Origin of the sequence: Paenibacillus sp. BGI2013 (assembly GCF_002843485.1) — a bacterium.
Lineage (GTDB): Bacteria > Bacillota > Bacilli > Paenibacillales > Paenibacillaceae > Paenibacillus > Paenibacillus amylolyticus.
This window is the reverse complement of sequence record NZ_PJFA01000021.1, coordinates 46,572-66,548: the sequence shown is the minus strand read 5'-3', so window position 1 is coordinate 66,548 and position 19,977 is coordinate 46,572. Positions and strand designations below refer to the sequence as shown.

Genomic DNA, 19,977 nt, shown 5'->3' with positions numbered 1-19,977 from the left:
TCCCAGTGTGGCCGATCACCCTCTCAGGTCGGCTACGCATCGTCGCCTTGGTGAGCCGTTACCTCACCAACTAGCTAATGCGCCGCAGGCCCATCCCCAAGTGACAGATTGCTCCGTCTTTCCAGTTTCCTTCAGGCGAAGAAAACAACTATTCGGTATTAGCTACCGTTTCCGGTAGTTGTCCCAAACTTGAGGGCAGGTTGCCTACGTGTTACTCACCCGTCCGCCGCTAACCATCAGAGAAGCAAGCTTCTCTTCAAGTCCGCTCGACTTGCATGTATTAGGCATGCCGCCAGCGTTCGTCCTGAGCCAGGATCAAACTCTCCAATAAAGTATTGAAAAGAGCGATAAGCTCATTTTGAATCTGACGAGATTAAAAATCTCATTTGTGCTCCAGTCGATTCAAGCCAAGGCTTGTCTCAAACTTTCGCGTTCATTCTGCAAGCAGAATGTTTACTCACTCGTTGTTCAGTTTTCAAAGATCAAACTTGTTTTCGTTACCGAATGTTGTTCTCTTCAGCAACTCTTATATAATATCATGTCCGAACCAACTTTGCAAGCTCTTTTTTTAAGTTTCTTTCGAAGCTTATTTCAATCGCTTGCCGCACCGTATATCTCGTGTTTTTTTGGCCGGAAATAGAGTATACCATGTAGAACACACACTTGTAAAGAGTTAATTTCAAAACTTATCAAATCCACGATCTAACCATATTAAGGACCTTCAATCTACCATGAACTCTTAGGTTCAATTTTATTATCCTGCAGCTTAATCTTCTTTATTTAAATCTGTCTTTCTTCTATATATAAGAAGGCAACCCTCTCAACTCTTATATTCGAGACGAAAGGGTTACCTTCTATAGTAATCTATATTTATTTCCGTTCTACTTTATATCCTTTATCCTCAAGCAGTTTCACGATGCCGTGATCGCCCAAGTAGTGTGCCGCACCAACAACAATGAAATACTCCTCACCTTTGCCGTTTTTCAAGTAACCATCGATTTTGTCCGCCATACCAATGTTACGATCAACCAGCATTGCTTTGTTATATTCCTCGTTAGTGGAGAAGCTGTTTGTCAGTTCAAGCAGTTGCTCGTCATTACCCGTTTTCCACATCTCAGCCATTTCTTTCACACTGTTATCCAACACGTCGAAGTTTTCGATTGTCGCTTTCAGTGTTTCCTCTTGTGTTTCTTTGGAAAAGTCGTTAAACATGCCAAGTTGAGATTGATAACTCTCCAGCTCGATAACTGGAAGTTTGCGCTCGATCGCTTTCTGGATGAAATACAGATCCACTCCTGCTGACGCTTCGTATCCTGCCGTTGTGGACTTCAAACTTGCAAGTGTGCTCTCTACTACCCAAGGCTTAAATGCATCCAAGGCGTTAGACTCCAGACCATTTTTCTTCAATACATCACCCAGCTTAGTATACGTTTCACTGGAGATGTGATCTTTCAGTGTTGTTCCATCTTGATACGAACCCAGACTTAGAACCAGCTTTTGCTGCTCTTCATCAGCGGCTTTGCTAATATCAATCTCTACCCCGAGATAGTCAGCTTCCGCAAAGGCTTCTTCAAACTCCGGACGCAATGGATAGAAGCTCTCATCCGCAATATGCATGGACCCTACCAGATAGACCGTGTTGCCATTGCTTTCAACTTCCCACATGAAGCCACGTCCACCGGTTTGCGCAGTTTCAGTTGCTCCACCTTTGGATACCAGTAGCACGGTGCGCGTTGCAGCATCCCAGCGAACTTCATAACCCGCTGCATCACCGACGATGCGGATTGGCGCATACGTTACACCGTTGATACGTGTAAGCTTGCTTTTGAGTGTAATCGTTTTGCCATCTACTACAGCCGTGATCGTATCATCTGTCGCAGTTGTTAGCTTCACATCCATAGCTTCCAGCGTAGTCCGCAGTGGAACTAATGTTGTACCTTTCTCCAGGATCGGCGCTCCTGTAGCATATTTCACAGCTTCGTCATTAACCTTGACGGAAGTTCCTTGTGGAGCAGCCATAGCTGGTACTGCAGATGCGAGCAACCCTACCGAGATTGTAAGAGATAAGAGCATGCGTTTCCAATTCTTCATATTATGTATCCTCCTTTAAGGAATATAGTTGCCAATCCATTTTTTAATAGAATAGACATACTTAGATACTACGGTTAAAGATGGGAATTGGTGCCACTCCGCAAACGGAGCAGCACTTTCTCCCTTCATTACTCTCATTAGATAAGAAACAATAAAAACGAAACCGTCGTATAGGTTTAATGCTAGATATTCGCAAAATCCAAGCTATGCCAAGATAAATAGATACTGATCAGAGCCAGGAAAAAGAATGCTATAGAAACCTTCGGATTGCCCCACAGCTTCACTCCATATGCGACGAAGAAAATAGCGATAGCTAATTTAGAGATGCTTTGGTAGTTGCCCTGCTCTGAAAAGGCTGAACTGCTAAATACAATTGAAAGTAGTAGTGTAGTCAGGATCGATCAATGCTTTAAACCACAGATTTTCCCTCAAAAACTGTATATAGAACCCTTTTAACTGCTGCATGATCATCGACCCTCTCCTGAACTCGATTTAATATGACCACCGACACAGCACACCACTTGTCATAATTAGTGAGAAAAAGTCATCAATAAAGCTTATCTATCAGGACATATTTTCATGATAAGTAGGAAAAAGCGCAAAACTCATTTTGCATCTTCATATATGATAATGTATACGGATTTTTTCGATATTTTATCTTAATTATACATAGCAAAAAGACCACTATCTAGTATTAGATAACAGTCTCATTTTAGAATACTTTATTCATTTAAATTAAAATCATTCCGTCTTCTATTCTTCTACAGAAACATAAATACTTAATGGTATGCGAATTGCCGCTATCTCAAAACCAGTTAGAATCATAATCCAGTGATCTTTCCTTCCCTTCTTTCTCTAGTAATATGTTCAGGAAAACATCAAGCAGCTCCTATCAGCTTGAGTACAACTAAAAATATTGCTGGGATAATCGAATTGATGGAATTAAATATTCAGTGAACGATGATATTCGACCATATATTTCTGATAGCTCCTTCTAAAGTAAGTAGAAGCTGGATCCTTATTCTTGCTGCTTCATTCGGAAAGAATCTCACAATTTTTGTGCTTCGGCATGTAGTTGTCATGATTCATCCTCTGGTATAGAGTCTAACTAATCTTCTTGCACATTTCGGTACAGTTTATCTAATATCATTTTTAACTGATTTAATTCATCGTGTTCCAAACCTCGTGTAACATAGTCATGCGCGTTTTTAACTGTTAACAACAGCTTTCCTTTAACTTCTTGACCTTTAGAGGACAAATATAAATAATGTGAGCGCTTATCCTGATCATGAACAATACGTCGAACCATGCCCTTGCGTTCTAAAGAATGTATCATTCTCACTACCGTTGTTTGATCCCGATCGATGGCCTCCGCCAGCTCTTTTTGAGTCATAGCTTTATCTATATCAAGACAGGAGATAATGCTCCACTGCTCCGGTGTCACCTTGTAGGGCTTTAATTGTTTCGTAAAATAGTTTGTAAGCTTAACATCTGTACGATGGATCAAGAAGCCGGTAATATTATATAAGTCCATTGTAGTACCCTCATTTATCATTTTCTTAAATCAAATATAGTCGATCTCTCAAAGGTTACACATGAAATCCGTCAAAAATTCGTTAATTTCGTTTAGAAAAAATGATACATGGATACAATCAAGCTAAGTATGAACAAAATGAGTGCTGGAATGGCCTTCTGAATCGGATCTTTAGCTAAGACTATTAAAGTAAGCGCTCCAGCAAGCATTGTTCCGGCTAGAAGCGAACCAGCTAAAATTGCTGCGACAGGCATCCAGATGCCAACGATCATACCAGCTGCCCCCACAATCTCGAACGAACCAGTCAAAACATTAAAGAACGATGGCAGTCCAAAACGTTTAAACTCATTGGCCATTTTACCGGAAATAATTTTGCTTCCTGTAAAAAGGAAAAAACCACCTAATAGAACCTGTAAAACTGTGATAAAAATGAACATATCTACCCCTCTTTCATAAATTTATGCATATGAATTTAATATATGCTATAGCATGTATTTTGTTTGAAATTTTATATATTGTCAACCCTAAAATAAAGGTTTATAGATTATAGCCCTCTTATGTCCTTTTAATTTTTCTTAGATTATCGTTCCAAAGGAAGCTTTCTTTTTCACATATCGTTAATATTTTTAGCATGGATAATTCAATTTCTGTTCTTTGTTGAACTGTGGTAAATTTCTCTGTAATCAGCCAATTAAAAGCCTATGCTTCTTACTTTCAATAAATTTAGTAACAAACAAAGGTAATTTACTTAACTTATTGTCAATTCGACCTACGGAATGTAATTTAGCTTGTTTATACAAAAATCAACCATCCCAAATTAAATATAACTTCTAAGTAATTATTCGTTCTTGACTGTTTGTATCGAACATAATTAAACAACATGTAGCGCGTTCAACATTAAATTGGCCACCAATGGCTGCAAGCTAATTTCAAAAAGAGATATGCATATTTATGGATAAATATGCATATCTCGCTAATTATGACAACACACAACACCTTCAAACACTCAACCTAGATCTTATATGCCTTCATGGCTTTAAACAATTCCTTAAAGGTTGGGCGTTTACCGTACATCAACACACCTGTGCGATAGATTTTGGCTGCAAGCCATCCGAAGATGATAATGGATAAAATAAGAATCGCTAAGGACGTTAGAATTTCCCAAGTTGGCGCAACTCCTGCGCCGATTCGTACCAGAATCGCGGTCGGCGACGTGAATGGAATGAAGCTTGCGATTTTCAACAACAGAATGTTCGGCGTAGAAATACTGAAGATGGCAATATAGAAGGAAACAAGCGACAACATCGTAATCGGCAGAACAGCCTGACCGAGTTCTTCAGTACGGCTTACCATTGAACCAATGGCAGCAAACAACACGGCATACAGGAAGTAACCCAGAATGTAGAATATGAGTCCGTACACAATAACCGCAATATTCACATCACTTACACTCATATTGAAATCACCTAATACTGCACGGTTATGCGGCAACAAGATATTTCCGGCAACCACCGCTCCGAAGATCCCGATTTGCAGCATCCCCACCATGAAAATCCCGATGATTTTACCAAACATCTGACTGAGCGGTGATACACTCGTAATCAGAATCTCCATAATACGTGAGCTCTTCTCAGCTGTGATCTCAGAGGCAATCATGTTACCTGTCATCATCGTTGAGGTAAACAGCAGGATGATCAGCAAGTACACCACAATATAGTTAATCGGGCTCATTTTACCTTCAGACTCAGTACCTGCTCCGCTCTCATCTGTACTCAAACTTTGCTCAGTGAGCTTCACAGGTGTTGTAATCAGTTCCTTCTGCTCCGCTGTGAGTACATCCTTCACAACCACATCCAGCTTCACACTCTGCAACGCTGCTTCAATGGATGCAATGATCTGAGGTGATACGTCTTCTGCTGAATATAGAATGGGCTGCGGGAACTCTTGCCCGGAAACAGCTTCAAACTTCAGATAACCATCGGTAAGCCCAGCTTCCGCATCTGCTTTAAGGGCCGCCTCATCCTTGTCTCCACTGGCAATGAATCGATAGGCCTGATCTCCTTGAGCCGCAGAGAAGCTCTCCAGTTTCTCGGAAACTTTAGGCTGCCCTGTACTCAGAAGACCAATATTTACAGGATTACTGCTTGAAGCTCCACCAATGGAACCCCCGTTGAATAAGGTAATGAAATACGGAACATTGAGTCCGATTGAAATTAAAAGTGCAAGTACAATGGTCGTTACCATGAATGATTTCGTTTTAACTTTGTTTTTAAATGTAAAACCCGTAATCGTTCCCATTTTATTCATTCGACTCACCTACCTCACGAATAAAGATTTGGTTAAGCGTTGGTTCCTTCAGTTCAAAGTGTTCCACTGTCGTCTGAGTCATAGCTGTTCTCAGAATCTCTTGAGCCGCTTCCACCTGACTAATATGTATCAGGTAACCACGCTCATTCCGCTCGACTTTCTTCACACCAGGCAACTGTTCAAGTCCTTCCACACTACCAATCGTACCCAGGAATACCTGTTCACGCGGATACCGGCTCTTGATCTCCTTGATCTCTCCTTGTACCACCGTGTTGGAACGATGCAGAATGGTGATCTGACGACACAACTCTTCAACGTGCTCCATACGGTGTGTTGAGAACAGAATGGCCGTGCCTTCGTCTCGCAATTCTTTGACGGTGGACTTGAGTAATTCCACATTCACAGGATCCAGTCCACTGAACGCTTCATCCAGAATGAGAATCTGCGGTCTATGCACTACAGCCGCGATAAAGCCCATTTTCTGCTGATTACCCTTGGATAACTCCTCGATCTTCTTATCGTAATACTCAGGTACCTCAAACCGGTTCAGCCAGTACTTGAGGCTCTGATCTGCGTCCTTACCATTCATGCCACGAAGTCGTGCCAGGTAATTAATCTGTTCGCTGACTTTCACCTTCGGGTACAATCCGCGCTCTTCCGGAAGATAACCCATAATCTGTTGCAGCTCCGTATTATAGGGCTTGCCGTTGTACAGGATATTCCCTCCGTCCGGGTGAATCAGTCCAAGCACCATACGCATTGTTGTTGTTTTACCTGCACCATTGGCTCCGAGCAGTCCGTAAATCTCCCCCTCTTTTACATTGAGCGTGACTCCATTAACGGCTGTTTTGTCTGCATATTGCTTGACGACTTGCTTCAATTCCAATCGGTTCATCATTTATCGTCTCCCTTCGGTTATTTCCACTGTACGGGTGCATACCCGGCAATCCAGAATGCCAGCACTTCATCCAATTCCAAGTTACGGATTCTCAATACCCGGTTATTGGACAGCTCCAGCCTCTCCTGCGCCTCGCTGACCCGGGTTGTAATTACGCGAACCAGACCTCCCTCTTCTATAGAAGATTCCACAACACCAGGAATACTTTCTGGCCTTAAATCTCCTTCATACCAGACTTCTTTCCACTGATCGAGCACCATATCTTTCTCGGCCATCCCCAGTGACTGACCACGGTGCATCAATACGATGTAATCCGCAAGCCTTTTGACTTCGTCTGCAATATGTGTGGCAATCAGAATCGTGGTGTCTCCCCCCGCCATGAAGGTACGGAACTGCTCAACCATCACTTTCCAGGCAAAGGGGTCCAATCCTGATGAAGGCTCATCCAAAAGCAATAGTCTTGGGCGAGCTGCAATTGCAGCTGCAATCTCAAATTTCCGCCTTTCTCCCTTGGACATCTTGTTCAGCTTCACATCAACAGGTACTTCCATATCCTGAATCAGTTGATCGAACAACTTCATATCCCAACGTGGGTACCAGTACGCCCGGAAATGGGCCGCTTCTTGTGCTGTTATCCGGTTCTCTTCTGAACCAGCGTTATCTGCCACAAAACCAATCTGTTGTCTCAGTTCAATAGGAAGTGGCCCATCATGTTCCTGACCAAACCATATAATCTGCCCAGCATCTGGCAGCACCACTTGCTGTAACATGTTAAGAAGGGTGCTTTTGCCTGAACCGTTGTGACCGAGAATAGCCACTATATACCCTTCCGGGATGGTCAGATCAATTGGGCCGATAACTCTGCGTTTTCGCATTTTGGATACGCCGTTCAACTGGATTGCTATGGGTTCCACGTATGAATCACTCCCTTACTTCACGTAAATAGCCTTCAGGACTTCCCGGAATAGGCTCTCCATCTCTTCTTCCGTACAGCCTACCGATTTCCCGGACTGCACCGCTGCCTGCATCGCTTCCTGTGCGGCCTTTAATCTATAATTTTCTCTGTCACCGGCTTCTACCTGGGCCACAAATGTACCTGTCCCCTGCTTCGTACGAAGCAAGCCTTCATTCTCCAGATCCTGATAGACCCGTCTAACCGTAATAACACTGCAATTCAGTGCTCCGGCGAACTCACGAATGGACGGCAAATGTGTTCCCTCCCCCAACTGACCCGTAATAATTAACGATCTTAACTGATTTTCAATTTGGTGGTATAAAGGTTCAGCGCTATTTTCATTAATTTGAATGGGTATTTTCACATCTTGCACCTCGCCCTCCGGTACACTCCAGTCTGTTACCTGACCGTGCCGGTTTCATCCTGTATTCGTACATAAGCTCAATTCTCATTTTAATTCAAATCCCGATGAACCAGCTTCTTCAGCGTAAAACGACTAGACAGCCATAATCCCGCTACGCCAGCCACCAGAGAAATCCACATGATCGGGGAAAGCAGCCCCCATGATTTACTTCCATCCATTACAATCCGCAATCCGTAACTGCCTGATATTCGAATCAGTATGGATATGCCAATGGCGAATGGTATAAAAAGCATACTGAGAAGCAAGTATTTCTTGCCACTGTTCAGAAACTCTCCGTAAATATAGAACCCTGTTACCAAAAGGCCATAACCTGTACAGGTAAGGCTAAAGGCCAGATACTGATCCCATCGGAATCCTTCGGCATGAAGATTAACCACGTATAACGATCCGTAGAAAAAGATTCCATTGTACGTAAACGCCATCAGAGACTGCTGTAGCCTGGACCACATCACCACTTGTTCAGGAATGGGAATTCTACGATAGTAGGCCAGCATCTGCGTATAAGAATCTTCCTGTATGTAACGGAAGGAGCGCCTGCAGAACATAAACCCTTGAAATGGCAACATGATTAAAAAGAAGGAATCCACTACTGGATTAATAATATCTGTCTGTTGTTGTCCTAAAAACATCACACCGCTCATACCACCAGTGTATATCATGAATAATGCAGACCATAGCCATTGGAGCCTATCCTTACTCATCTGGCTGCGGGTCAACCACCACGCCTGCTTCCATTCGTTCATATGCATGCCTGCCTTTCACCTGTCATTCACTCATGTTGCTTACTGTGATTACTGTATATATCAATATACACAGTATACAGACCTATTTCTCATCCCGTCAACCCCTAATTTTCCTGAATCAGGAAGACGGGATGGGACACAGTACGAATTTACGTTAAAATAAATTATAGTAACGAATCATAGAAAGGAAGGTTACAGCTATGGATTGGCTGGTAGAGATCGGATTTGTCCTCCTTTTCCTTATCGTCGTAATCTGGTTGGTCCTCCGGGATGAGCCTCATCGTCATTCTGCCAAAAAAGGCAGACACCGCATCCGCCGTAACAACGGTTATACCGACTCTGCTTCGGGATATCCGGTCATTATGGGAGATGACTCCTACGATCGACATGCCAAACACACATCGGATCACAAACATCATGAGTCGGATTCTTCATCAGACACACATTCTCATCATAACAGCGATAGTGGTAGCAGCAATGACAGCAGTGGGGATAGTGGCGGCGGAGACAGTGGGGGTGGCGGGGATTAAACATCATTTCCCAATCACAAAAGAAGGGCTGTACCTGTTATTGTGTAAACACAATTCGGGTACAGCCCTTTGCCGCTCTCTAGCACCTGTTAGAAGAAGAGGCCTTACGATTAAACGAGGTTATAGCCACTAGGCAGACTGCGATCCCTGCGGATTGCGCGAATCTGAGCCAGCGTTAACCGTTGATTGGTGGAGATCAGGGATTCCACGTCATTGCCACGGATCAGATCATCCAAATCTCTCAAGTTGGTGTTGCCTCGGAAGACTCGGAATCCACCTTGGAAGTTAGGACGTGTAAACACAACCAGTGTTGCATTGGAACTTGTTGAGAAAAAGCGCAGGCTCTCCACCCCATCCAAAATATTGTCCAGGTTACGAAGACCCGTGTTGCCACGATAGATGCGGCTTCTCCCTCTGTAGTTCTCTTCTGAATACACGGTAAGACGTGGATACGTCTGACTGACGTTGACTGTTTTTTTCATTTTGTTTCCCCCTCTCGAACTCATTCTATGAATGAATGAGAGAGGAAGCGTGGACGAATGATCTGCTAGATTCGTCCATTTTCATATTTTCAGAAGAGAGTAGTGACGCACGCCCGAGTAACCGGAGGTTATATCTCTACTTTTATACGCCGAGGATAACTTCCCATACCGGACGTGTATGACCACCAGGATATAAGAGATATAGAAGAACATACACAACAACACCTGTTAGCGCTGACCCGAACCAGATCATGGACGTGAACTTACCCCAGCGGCGATGTTTTCCGAACTTCTTTTTGAACCCCAGCACCAGTGTGGAGATGCCAAATATCGCTGCCACGGTAGCCAGGATAATATGAAAGATCAGAAATATCCGATAAAAGATCTCCAGATCCGGGTCCCCGCCCCAAGCTGTATTACCCACGAACACTGTACGAGACATATAGATCACAAAGAAGATTAGAGCTGCAATCGCACCTGCTACCATGGCGGACTGATGAGCCTCACGTTTACCCCGAATAATCAGTACCCATCCAATCCCCACCAGTACTGCACTAATCACAATGAAAGAAGTACTGATCGTTGGTAGCCAAAAATACATATCCATCGTGTGTTCCCCCTCTTGTCAGAACATTACTTCATTATTTGGCAGCCGGATTGAGCGGCCCCCCTGCGCCTCCTGCAGGATAAGAATCATCATCATCTTCCTGCTTCTCTTTCCGATACCATTGGAAAAAGACATAGGCTAACATCGAGGCGAAGATTCCTTCCTGAATAAACTTCATTACAATGCCACCGACCTGCTGATCTTCCTTCGCGGAAGACAGGAAGTTGAAGAACGCAGGCCCACCGAATGAGCGAAGTAACGCCGTAGAATCTCCAGACACACAATACCGCATGGCTTCAGCCCATACTGCCGGGTTGCTGTACGTCTGATACAACGGCTCGGACGCAAAAATAATCAATCCACACGCAGGCGTAAGCAGTACCATATTCAGAAAAATAAAACCGATCTTGGATAACCCCGATGCTTGTCTGCCTTCTGGCAACGGATTCAGCAATGTCCACCACATGAGCATCGAGGTGATGAACAGTGCAATATAATACAACCGGTGAACGGTAAAATTCAGCATGACGTAATCATGTACAATCGGTAGGTGATACAGCGAGAACAGCCCGTTAAAGAGCACTGCCGCAACGATCGGATGAGCCAGGAACGATAGCTGGCGTGTAGGCAACCAGCGTACGATTCTGCGCCATACCCAGATCGGCAAACCTTTCATCATCAGCGGCGGAGCTACCAGATAGGAGAACGCCATACTTACCATGTGGAAGCTAAACATCACGTGACCAAGCAGATTAAAGGGTCCAGCTTGAGCCAGATACAGGACAAACAGCCCTGTAATAAACATGATTTTCTGTGCAGCAGTCGCAGGTTCGGCATCCTTTATTTGCTCACTTAACGGTCCCACAAGTACCAGATAAGCCGCAGCAATGATCAGAAATAAAGCCAATATAAGCGGACTCCATAAATCGTTGAAGCTAAAATATTGCAACCCGAGCATACGGGAAACCTCCCCGTGACCTGATTTGGTTGTTGCCTTCATTACTTTGTGAAGATTCATTCGCCAAAAAGGGGAAAAGACGGCGGCATTGCGCCGCCGCCATCTCTTTTACCACCAGACCCAATAGAGTGCCATAATGATGCACGTAAAGGCTACGAAAAAGCCAAAGGCCATGAACAGAATCGGCATCAAGTGCCCTTTGTCCTTCAAGTGCATCCAATAACCCAATTGAACGAATACTTGAAGAATAGCCATGACGAGCAAAATAATAATGATAAAGGTTGTGTTGACCCCTCCGGCAGAAGCAGCCGCAAACGCAATCAGCGTAAGAATAATGGAGAAGATAAACACCACGACGTGTTTCTGTGGCCCTTCCGTCCGGTGACGGTGTTTCACAGGCTGTTGATCTGTCTTATCCTGTGCCGACATGTGCTACCCCACCTTTCCGAGCAGGTACACGACCGTAAAGATGAACACCCATACCACGTCAATAAAGTGCCAGTACATTGCGGAGACGTATACTTTAGGTGCGGTTACGACCGTCAATCCTTTTTTGAACAGCTGACCGATAATGATTCCGATCCACACAATACCAAAAGCAACGTGGGCTCCGTGGAACCCGACCAGTGTATAGAATGCTGAACTGAATGCACTCGTGGTCATGCCAAACTCTTTATGTTTCACATACTCGTAGAACTCGTAAATTTCCAGTGCGAGAAATCCCATACCCAGTACTACCGTGATGCCAAGCCACAACGCCAGTGCATCTCGCTTGCCCTTATGCATGGCCTGAATCGCAAATACACTTGTCAAACTACTGACCAAGAGAATGAACGTTGCGGCGGCCACAAGTGGCAGGTGGAACAGTTCATTCGCCGTAGGTCCATCATTGGTTTGGCCACGAAGAGCCAGGAAGGTAGCAAAGAGTGTACCGAACAGTACCGTCTCGCCGCCAAGGAACAACCAGAAGGCGATAAGCTTGTTACGGCCTTCCAGCGTTGCTTTCTCCGGTTCATGCGGCAATTTGTCGTTCACCGGTTCGGCATGTGAGGTTGTCATGTTCTAGCCCCCTTCTCATCCTGATCCTCCGGTTCAATATGCCAGCCATGATCATCATAAAGTGAACGAAGTGCCATTGCACCAAATGTGATTACGAGACCAATAATAACTACAATATAATTGTTGAAAATGACATTCATAAATGCATTACCAAATTCATCATTGCTGAACATCAAGCCAAGTCCGGCGATAAAGATACCTACTGACATTACAAACGGCAACGGCGTTGCTGAAGGCATATGAATCGAACCTACAGGTTCTGCCGGTGTCATCTCCGTATGTCCTGCCATTTTTTCCTTCCAATATGCATCAATTCCGCGTACCAGCGGCGTCTGCTTGAAATTATATTCCGGCGGCGGAGATGGAATAGACCATTCCAGTGTACGGCCGTCTTCCCACGGATCGTTTGGCGCGCCAGCCGGTTTTTTCATTGTGATCACGATGTTCACGAGGAACATGATAACCCCAACACCCATTAGAAACGCACCGACGGAGCTGACCAGATTGAGCAGGTCAAAGTCCTGATTCGGCAAGTATGTAACGATCCGGCGCTGCATCCCCATCAGACCGAGGAAATGCTGTACAAAGAACGTTAATTGGAAACCGATCATAAATGTCCAGAACGTCCATTTGCCCAGTGTTTCGCTGAGAATACGTCCGAACATCTTCGGCCACCAGTAATGCAGTCCCGAGAACAATCCAAGTACGAGTCCCCCTACAATAACGTAGTGGAAGTGAGCTACAACAAAGTACGTATCATGGAACTGGAAGTCTGCCGGAGCAGATGCCAGCATAACGCCTGTAACACCACCCATAACGAAGGTTGGGACGAATCCAACAGCAAACAGGTTTGCCGCTGTAAAACGGATCTGTCCACCCCACATCGTAAAGAGCCAGTTAAAGATTTTGATCCCGGTAGGTACGGCAATCAACATCGTGGAGATGGAGAAAAGCGCGTTGGCTACATTACCCAGACCTGTTGTAAACATGTGATGCGCCCATACCATGAAGCCCAGGAAGGCAATCAGGATGGTGGCAAATACCATGGAGCTATATCCGAACAACCGTTTACGCGAGAAGGTCGGGATAACCTCCGAGATAATACCAAATGCCGGCAGAATCAGAATGTATACTTCCGGGTGCCCGAAGATCCAGAAGATGTGCTGCCAGAGTACCGGGTTACCGCCACCTGCGACATCGAAGAAATTCGCTCCCAGTATACGGTCAAACGTCAAAAGTACAAGCCCTACCGTGATGGCAGGAAAAGCAAAAAGGATAATGGCAGATGTAATAAATGTCGTCCATGTAAACATCGGCATCCGCATGTAGGACATGCCTGGAGCACGCATTGTAATAATTGTTGCGAGAAAGTTAATGCCCCCGATGAGCGTTCCCAGACCCGCGATCTGAAGACCGATGGTGTAGAAATCCACACCATGAGTTCCACTGTACTCACTGCCCGAAAGCGGGGTATATGAGGTCCAGCCCGCATCCGGTGCTCCGCCCATAACCCAGCTCAGGTTCAGCAACAATCCACCAAACAGGAATGTCCAGAAACCCAACGCGTTAAGAAACGGGAAAGCAACGTCCCGCGCCCCGATCTGCAAAGGCACGACAGCATTCATAATGGCAAAAATAAGTGGCATGACACCAAGGAAAATCATCGTTGTTCCATGCATTGTAATCAATTCGTTGAAGACCTGTGCCGATACAAAATCATTCATAGGCTTCATCAGTTGAATCCGAATCAAAATGGCTTCAATGCCGCCGATTCCAAAGAAAAATCCACCCGCAACCAAATAGAGAATGGCGATTTTTTTGTGATCGACGGTGGTGATCCAATCCATCAAGCCCCTGTACCTCTTGACGCTATGCGCATGAGCCAAGGTTGTGTACCCCCTTCTTCGTCCTTGCTGTTCTATTCATAGTCCAATTTGTAGTTGGCCAGATATTCGGCAATTCCGTCGATTTCTTCATCCGTCAACCCAAGATCTTTGGGATTCGGCATGGTATTGCCCGGCTTCACGGATTGTGGATCATGGAGCCATTCTTTCATGTTATCCAGTACCGGATTACCTTCTTCCTGTCCCTCGCGAGAATTCAGCAAAATGCCTGCGACAGATTCCTTGCCGCCGATTCCCGTCAGGTTAGGTGCAACCGGTCCACCTTGATCACCAACAGCGTGGCAAGAAAGGCAGTTTGTTTTGAACTTTTCAGCCAATTGAGTGTCTTCAGGAAGGACTGCAGGTGCTTTCATCTGGTTCACCCATCTGTCAAAGGATTCCTGACTCACTGCTTTTACCTTAAACTCCATAAAAGCATGCGATCTGCCACATAATTCGGCACATTTACCACGGTAAACGCCTTCATTCGGTGCAGAGAAACTGAACTTGTTAAGTGTTCCATCCGGGTTTGTGTCCATTTTGCCCGCAAGTGACGGCACCCAGAAGGAGTGAAGCACGTCAGCGGTTTTTAATTCGAATGCAATTTTTGTTCCGGTCGGGATGATGAGATCTTGAGCGGTGGTTACGTCATATTGAGGATAAGTGAATTCCCACCAGTACTGATGCGAGGTGACTTGGACCTTAAGTGCATTTTTGTCATTGGACAGATCTTCGCCTTGGGCAAAAATCGTTTGGACCGTCGGTACTGCCAGAACAATAACCAGCAATAACGGAATGGCTGTCCAGATTACTTCCAGCTTGAAATTACCTTCAACCTGTTCGGGCATCTCAGTCTGCCCGGCTCGTCTACGAAACCGGATCAGAACATAGGCCGCTATGGCAAATACAATGATGAGCACCACGATCATAATCGCGATGGATAACTTCATCAGATCATATTGGCCTTGCGCTACAGGACCCTGAGGTTTCATTACCGACAAGTCTTCCCGCCCGCATGCGGATAGCAGCAAAGAGAACACCGCCAGCAAGGGGAGAATTCGCTTTGCAACCTGCCACTGTTTCATCATTGATCTACCCCACTTTTTTACGTTTTCGTAGATTACCGTTGTCGTTCGGTAGAAAGGCAACAAAAGGTACGTTTCAGCACGATACGCATAATCCTCTTCATCATACAGAACGCTTAGAAAAATAACGCTTCCAGTACTCCCGTGATTTCCTGCTCAGGGCATGTCTGCGCATTCTTCCAATTCATTCTATATGCTTCAATCACTTATTAAATATAAGTTGAGGGTATGATTTTGTCAATCTTTGGACACATGTTCACAAATTGTTCACTTTATGTAAAAAACCGCTCTACAACTTGATTTGCAAACGATTTCAGTTAAAAGTATTACACTCTACATTTGAAAATTTTTGCCAAATTTCGGTGATAAAACTCGATTTATTGGTGATTTTTCTCACAATGAAAACATGTGCTATTATGCAAAAGAAAGATCAGAATATATGGAAAACCTCTTCCATATCCATTCAGAAGACATGCCTATCGCTCCATACCGCTATCTTCAAGCTCAAAACAGCATGGAGCATTTCTGAGAAAGTTCAACACAAGCCCTCTTCTTCACTGAGTTCATCTCACGTGCCATCGGTCAGAATCAAGGGGCCATTCCCAGTAATCGCAACCGTATGCTCATACTGGACCCCCCAGCTGCCATCTACCGTCCTTACCGTCCATCCATCTTCATCCCAGACAACGGCCCCAGAACTGCCTTTTGTAAAGATTGGTTCAATCGTAATAACCATGCCCTCGGTGAGCATCGTGCCCGTTCTACGTTTGCCATAAGGCAGAACATTTGGGGGTTCATGAATATATTGACCAATCCCATGACCGATGAGAGGCTTCACAATCCCGTACCGATACAGTCTGGCTGTTCGTTCAATGGCACTTCCAATATCTCCGAGTGTATTCCCTGGAACTGCCTGGGCAATCGCCCGCTCAAGTGCCTTCTCCGTGCGCCTCATCAGCTTGCGAATGGATCTGCTTGTTTCACCAATTCCATATGTCCAGGCCGAGTCAGCAAGCCAGCCGTCTTTGTTCACCACCATATCGATGGTCACTACATCCCCGCTCGCCAACTCCTCTTCCCCAGGAAATCCGTGGCAGACCACTTCATTAACAGAGGCACACGTCGCGTAAGGATATCCTTTATACCCTTTTTGCTCCGGTGTGGCTCCTCGTGCTGCCAGAAACTCTTCCACCCGCTCATTAATCGCTACTGTCGTGATACCAGGGACCATCCACTGCTCAATATGCTGGTGACAGCTCCACAAAATTCTTCCTGCTTCCCGCATGTAGCCAATCTCTTCTTTGGTTTTCAAAATAGGGTCCACATGCATTCATCCTTCCCGCTGTAGGTGTACTACCATATATATGCAGCAGGAACGCAAAAAAAACCGCCTTCCGGAGCTTAACGCCCGAGAGACGGTTCTATTCATTATCGGAACAGTATAATCAGAGTTGTGTGTTGTTTCAGGACACGGAAGAATCCATCTTGACAAGCTCATGCTCAACCACAGAAGTCAATTCTTCCTCATATCCACCCGTAATCCGGTATTTTCTCACGTACTCCTTCACGAATTTTTTTGGATCCTTAGGACGGAAAATCCGAGTCATTTCCCTCAAACTTTCTTTGACCTCATTGTGACCTTTCGTTGCCATTGTAATTCCCTCCCAAAACGTTGAAAGTGAATGCTCCGTTTAGAGAATGCCGAATAAGTCTTAAATGCCATCCATGAAGTTGTGTGCGCGGCTTAAAGCAAGCTTTAGGTCGGGAACCTCGCTAGAAAGCAAGTACCTGACACTATAAATACCCGATATGATTCGGAATGAATCATAATCTTATTGTAGCATATTCGGAAGTATCTTACGACTTGACGATTTCCTCTAATAAATATAACGGTTTTCATGCCCAAAAAGTTTAATTCCGAATCATATGTTAAGATTGCCACCATTCTATACGGAATTAATATCTCCAGCATAACACTGAACTATTCGGGGGATATTATCACGGACAACCCATACAGTTAAATTACTGGTATCCAAAGGAGGCGTCGTCTCATGGACCGCAAAGAACAAGATATGCTGCCCCTTTCGCATGAAAAGGTGGAAGTAGACGGAGTTTACATCAACGAAGCCGGACGTGAGGAACATCTGCACCGGGGGCAACATTTCCCGGCTGATCCCGTTCTTGGCAAGTCGGAATGGAAACTGACGGAATATGCATATGATAATCACCACGAAGGAAGAACCGATGAGCGGTTGGTTCCCAAAGAAAACGACACCGATAAAATGGGCAAGATTACAAACCCTCGCAGACAGATCGAGGGCGGATAACGATTTCGTTTAAAGCAACGTTTAATCGTAAACGATAACAGGGGCAGAGTAAGCTGTACAATGGCTTGTTCTGCCCCTGTTTGCTTTTTCCTATGTGTTGATCCCCATCCGTCACAGGCAAATAAATTCATCGGTTCAGTTCTGTCCACCTCTCTCATAGCCTAGTTAAAAAGGTCAAAGGAGGCTGGACCGGATGTCCCCCATGAAATCGTCTAGCGGTCTGGATGAAAATATTGCCGGTATGCTTTGTTATCTGTTTACCTTTGTAGGTGGGATTGTCTTTCTCGCTGTGGAGAAACGGAGCCGGTTCGTGTTATTTCATGCGCTGCAATCTGTAACGGTCTTTGGCATCATTATGGTCGGGCATGTATTATCGGCTTTCCTTCCGTTGTTCGGACCACTGGTGGCATCGCTGTTATCCCTGCTTGGTGTAGTGGTCTGGCTTATTATGGTCGTTACCAGCTTACAGGGGAAATGGCTAAAACTGCCGTGGGTTGGCGATTTTGCAGAAAAACAGCTGCGTCATCTGTAACTTTAGGCAGAAGGTAGACGTGTTCCAAAAAGAAAAGACGATCCATTTCCGTTCAACCGGATGTGGATCGTCTTTGATTATAACGAGGAAAAAGAGTCAACCTCTCACCCTTGTGTCATGAACACGTGGCTTAGAATGCTTTTTACGGATCGGAATGAAACTTAGATAAGTACCACATCTCCATACCCATTCCAGCGGCCCATACTGGAACCAGCGCATCCACAGATTACTCGCGATGACTTGTACAATAACCATGCCAATGCACACAAGGGTAGACACCGTATACGATACAGCAGCATCTGCAAATATGAGTTGGTATACCACCAACAAAATGATGGTCTGTGCAATATAATTGGTCAGGGCCATTCGTCCGAATACATGCAGGGGACTTAACATTTTGGCAAAGGTCATGTTCTGGTTCAATCTCAGTAATGTACTTAGATAAAAGATGGATACCACCGGACCAATTGCCACACCGATATGTTCTAATCGAAAAGCAGCATCCATATTGGCTTGCTCAGCAACAGGCAGGCTCGCACCAATCACTTCGTATAGAAACGGACTCATCGCATCCGGAGGAGCAACCCACCACATGATACCAATCCCCACCGTAGAAGCGATGAATGAAATGAACCAGATTCTGCCCAGATACGGAAGTCCTTTCTGGATCTTCTCCATCAGTTGATATTGACCTGCTGACAATCCCAGTATAATTAAAAAAGGAATCGTTAGCATTTTGACACCTATCGCGGCGGCTGCAATAAATCCCACCACACCGATCACCAAATTCACAGTTCGAGGTGCCCAATATAACGGAATGACAACCAGCCCTATGATGGCATAAAGAAATAAAGCTTCTCCAGACTGATACTGTTGATGAATATATCCCAGCGCTAATAAAATAAGCATCCTGCGGATATAGAGAAACAGCTTGGTTTGACCTTTGGCAGCTGACCGGCTTAGAAAAAGATAAAATCCAAGGCCAAATAAAAAACAGAAGATATCGTAAAAACGTGCCTCCACCCAAAAATATAATGCTCGTTGGATCCAAAAATCTACACGAGTATCCGGCTTCAACATAACCCACAATGCCAATACATTTACAAATGGTAAGCCTATCAAGGAAAACCCTCGAAACAAATCCAGAAACTTCATTCGATCTTGTTTTAATACAGGTTGATAATTCATCGTTCCTCCCAGTGAAATTATTGTTATGTAATCAAAAAGCGATTGGATCGCTTATCTCTTTGGTGTATATCCCCATGCATGATAACAGTCTATCCTTCATACAACATGGCTTGCCATCGAATTAGGTGAATAACTTCTTACATCCGGCATAAGGTCTTGTTCCTGTATTGTTCCTGTACAGCGGCATATTGGACGCTATGCTGATGATAAACAAAACAAAAAAACACCGAAAACACGACTCTGCTGAGTCTGTATCTTCGGTGTTTCGCAATGTAAAAAGGGCTTCTTCATGTGATTGAATATTCATAGCATAAATGATGTATGTCATAAACCATTCATGCTGTATATCTTCATGATTAACCTGATTCATTATT

21 protein-coding genes and 1 rRNA gene are annotated in these 19,977 nt (G+C 44.7%); 3 read left to right on the top strand and 19 right to left on the bottom strand.

Annotation, left to right across the window (positions count from 1 at the left end; all coding sequences use genetic code 11):
• The 9 genes from CXK86_RS29925 to CXK86_RS29885 form a co-directional block, all read right to left on the bottom strand.
• A 16S ribosomal RNA gene (locus CXK86_RS29925) occupies positions 1–331 on the bottom strand; the annotation flags it as partial.
• 539 nt (positions 332–870) lie between these two features.
• Positions 871–2,091 carry a TraB/GumN family protein gene (locus tag CXK86_RS29920; RefSeq protein WP_076254704.1) on the bottom strand — a complete coding sequence of 407 codons (1,221 nt, stop codon included), beginning with the start codon at positions 2,089–2,091 and terminating at the stop codon, positions 871–873.
• 1,108 nt (positions 2,092–3,199) lie between these two features.
• Entirely contained in the window at positions 3,200–3,625 is a 426-nt protein-coding gene (locus tag CXK86_RS29915) for a MarR family winged helix-turn-helix transcriptional regulator (protein ID WP_076254702.1), read from the bottom strand.
• Positions 3,626–3,717: 92 nt separating this feature from the next.
• Entirely contained in the window at positions 3,718–4,062 is a 345-nt protein-coding gene (locus CXK86_RS29910; protein ID WP_076254700.1) for a DoxX family protein, read from the bottom strand.
• Between the two features lie 574 nt (positions 4,063–4,636).
• The gene (locus CXK86_RS29905) at positions 4,637–5,932 is read right to left on the bottom strand and encodes an ABC transporter permease (RefSeq protein ID WP_076254698.1); all 1,296 of its coding nucleotides are present in this window, start codon (positions 5,930–5,932) and stop codon (positions 4,637–4,639) included.
• A complete protein-coding gene (locus CXK86_RS29900; protein ID WP_036613228.1) occupies positions 5,925–6,827 on the bottom strand; it encodes an ABC transporter ATP-binding protein in 903 nt (300 codons plus the stop codon). The genes CXK86_RS29905 and CXK86_RS29900 overlap by 8 nt, the downstream gene beginning before the upstream one ends.
• A 20-nt stretch (positions 6,828–6,847) precedes the next feature.
• On the bottom strand, positions 6,848–7,744 hold the full coding sequence (locus CXK86_RS29895) for an ATP-binding cassette domain-containing protein (protein ID WP_047840261.1): 897 nt from the start codon (positions 7,742–7,744) through the stop codon (positions 6,848–6,850).
• A gap of 15 nt (positions 7,745–7,759) precedes the next feature.
• A complete protein-coding gene (locus CXK86_RS29890; protein ID WP_036613231.1) occupies positions 7,760–8,149 on the bottom strand; it encodes a GntR family transcriptional regulator in 390 nt (129 codons plus the stop codon).
• 89 nt (positions 8,150–8,238) lie between these two features.
• Positions 8,239–8,952, bottom strand: coding sequence for a hypothetical protein (locus tag CXK86_RS29885; protein WP_047840453.1), 714 nt, complete (start codon positions 8,950–8,952; stop codon positions 8,239–8,241).
• Positions 8,953–9,152: 200 nt separating this feature from the next.
• Between CXK86_RS29885 and CXK86_RS29880 the strand changes: the two genes are divergently transcribed.
• Positions 9,153–9,482 carry a hypothetical protein gene (locus tag CXK86_RS29880; protein ID WP_076254697.1) on the top strand — a complete coding sequence of 110 codons (330 nt, stop codon included), beginning with the start codon at positions 9,153–9,155 and terminating at the stop codon, positions 9,480–9,482.
• Between the two features lie 110 nt (positions 9,483–9,592).
• Here the strand turns inward: CXK86_RS29880 and CXK86_RS29875 are convergent, their stop codons facing one another.
• The 9 genes from CXK86_RS29875 to CXK86_RS29835 all read right to left on the bottom strand — a co-directional run bounded on the left by CXK86_RS29875 (position 9,593) and on the right by CXK86_RS29835 (position 17,208).
• Positions 9,593–9,964 (bottom strand): hypothetical protein, encoded by a 372-nt coding sequence (locus CXK86_RS29875; RefSeq protein WP_036613171.1) that lies wholly within the window; start codon positions 9,962–9,964, stop codon positions 9,593–9,595.
• A gap of 142 nt (positions 9,965–10,106) precedes the next feature.
• A complete protein-coding gene (locus CXK86_RS29870) occupies positions 10,107–10,571 on the bottom strand; it encodes a DUF420 domain-containing protein (protein WP_074093349.1) in 465 nt (154 codons plus the stop codon).
• Between the two features lie 34 nt (positions 10,572–10,605).
• Positions 10,606–11,529: a cytochrome c oxidase assembly factor CtaG gene (gene ctaG / locus CXK86_RS29865; protein WP_076254695.1), complete on the bottom strand. Its 924-nt coding sequence runs from the start codon at positions 11,527–11,529 to the stop codon at positions 10,606–10,608.
• Positions 11,530–11,637: 108 nt separating this feature from the next.
• Positions 11,638–11,958 (bottom strand): cytochrome C oxidase subunit IV family protein, encoded by a 321-nt coding sequence (locus CXK86_RS29860; protein WP_036613178.1) that lies wholly within the window; start codon positions 11,956–11,958, stop codon positions 11,638–11,640.
• 3 nt (positions 11,959–11,961) lie between these two features.
• Positions 11,962–12,588 (bottom strand): cytochrome c oxidase subunit 3, encoded by a 627-nt coding sequence (locus CXK86_RS29855; protein ID WP_047840264.1) that lies wholly within the window; start codon positions 12,586–12,588, stop codon positions 11,962–11,964.
• Positions 12,585–14,435 carry a cytochrome c oxidase subunit I gene (gene ctaD / locus CXK86_RS29850; protein WP_370511460.1) on the bottom strand — a complete coding sequence of 617 codons (1,851 nt, stop codon included), beginning with the start codon at positions 14,433–14,435 and terminating at the stop codon, positions 12,585–12,587. The genes CXK86_RS29855 and ctaD overlap by 4 nt, the downstream gene beginning before the upstream one ends.
• Positions 14,436–14,506: 71 nt before the next feature.
• A complete protein-coding gene (gene coxB, locus CXK86_RS29845) occupies positions 14,507–15,559 on the bottom strand; it encodes a cytochrome c oxidase subunit II (protein ID WP_036613183.1) in 1,053 nt (350 codons plus the stop codon).
• Between the two features lie 565 nt (positions 15,560–16,124).
• On the bottom strand, positions 16,125–16,886 hold the full coding sequence (gene map / locus CXK86_RS29840) for a type I methionyl aminopeptidase (RefSeq protein WP_101315039.1): 762 nt from the start codon (positions 16,884–16,886) through the stop codon (positions 16,125–16,127).
• 133 nt (positions 16,887–17,019) lie between these two features.
• Positions 17,020–17,208 (bottom strand): hypothetical protein, encoded by a 189-nt coding sequence (locus CXK86_RS29835; RefSeq protein ID WP_017690840.1) that lies wholly within the window; start codon positions 17,206–17,208, stop codon positions 17,020–17,022.
• Positions 17,209–17,607: 399 nt separating this feature from the next.
• On the opposite strand from CXK86_RS29835, the gene CXK86_RS29830 reads away from it, so the two are divergent.
• Positions 17,608–17,883 (top strand): hypothetical protein, encoded by a 276-nt coding sequence (locus tag CXK86_RS29830; protein ID WP_036613189.1) that lies wholly within the window; start codon positions 17,608–17,610, stop codon positions 17,881–17,883.
• A gap of 193 nt (positions 17,884–18,076) precedes the next feature.
• Entirely contained in the window at positions 18,077–18,415 is a 339-nt protein-coding gene (locus tag CXK86_RS29825; RefSeq protein ID WP_047840268.1) for a DUF4870 domain-containing protein, read from the top strand.
• A gap of 96 nt (positions 18,416–18,511) precedes the next feature.
• Here CXK86_RS29825 and CXK86_RS29820 read toward each other — a convergent pair whose 3' ends face one another.
• Entirely contained in the window at positions 18,512–19,603 is a 1,092-nt protein-coding gene (locus CXK86_RS29820) for a DUF418 domain-containing protein (protein ID WP_101315038.1), read from the bottom strand.
• Between the last annotated feature and the right edge of the window lie 374 nt (positions 19,604–19,977).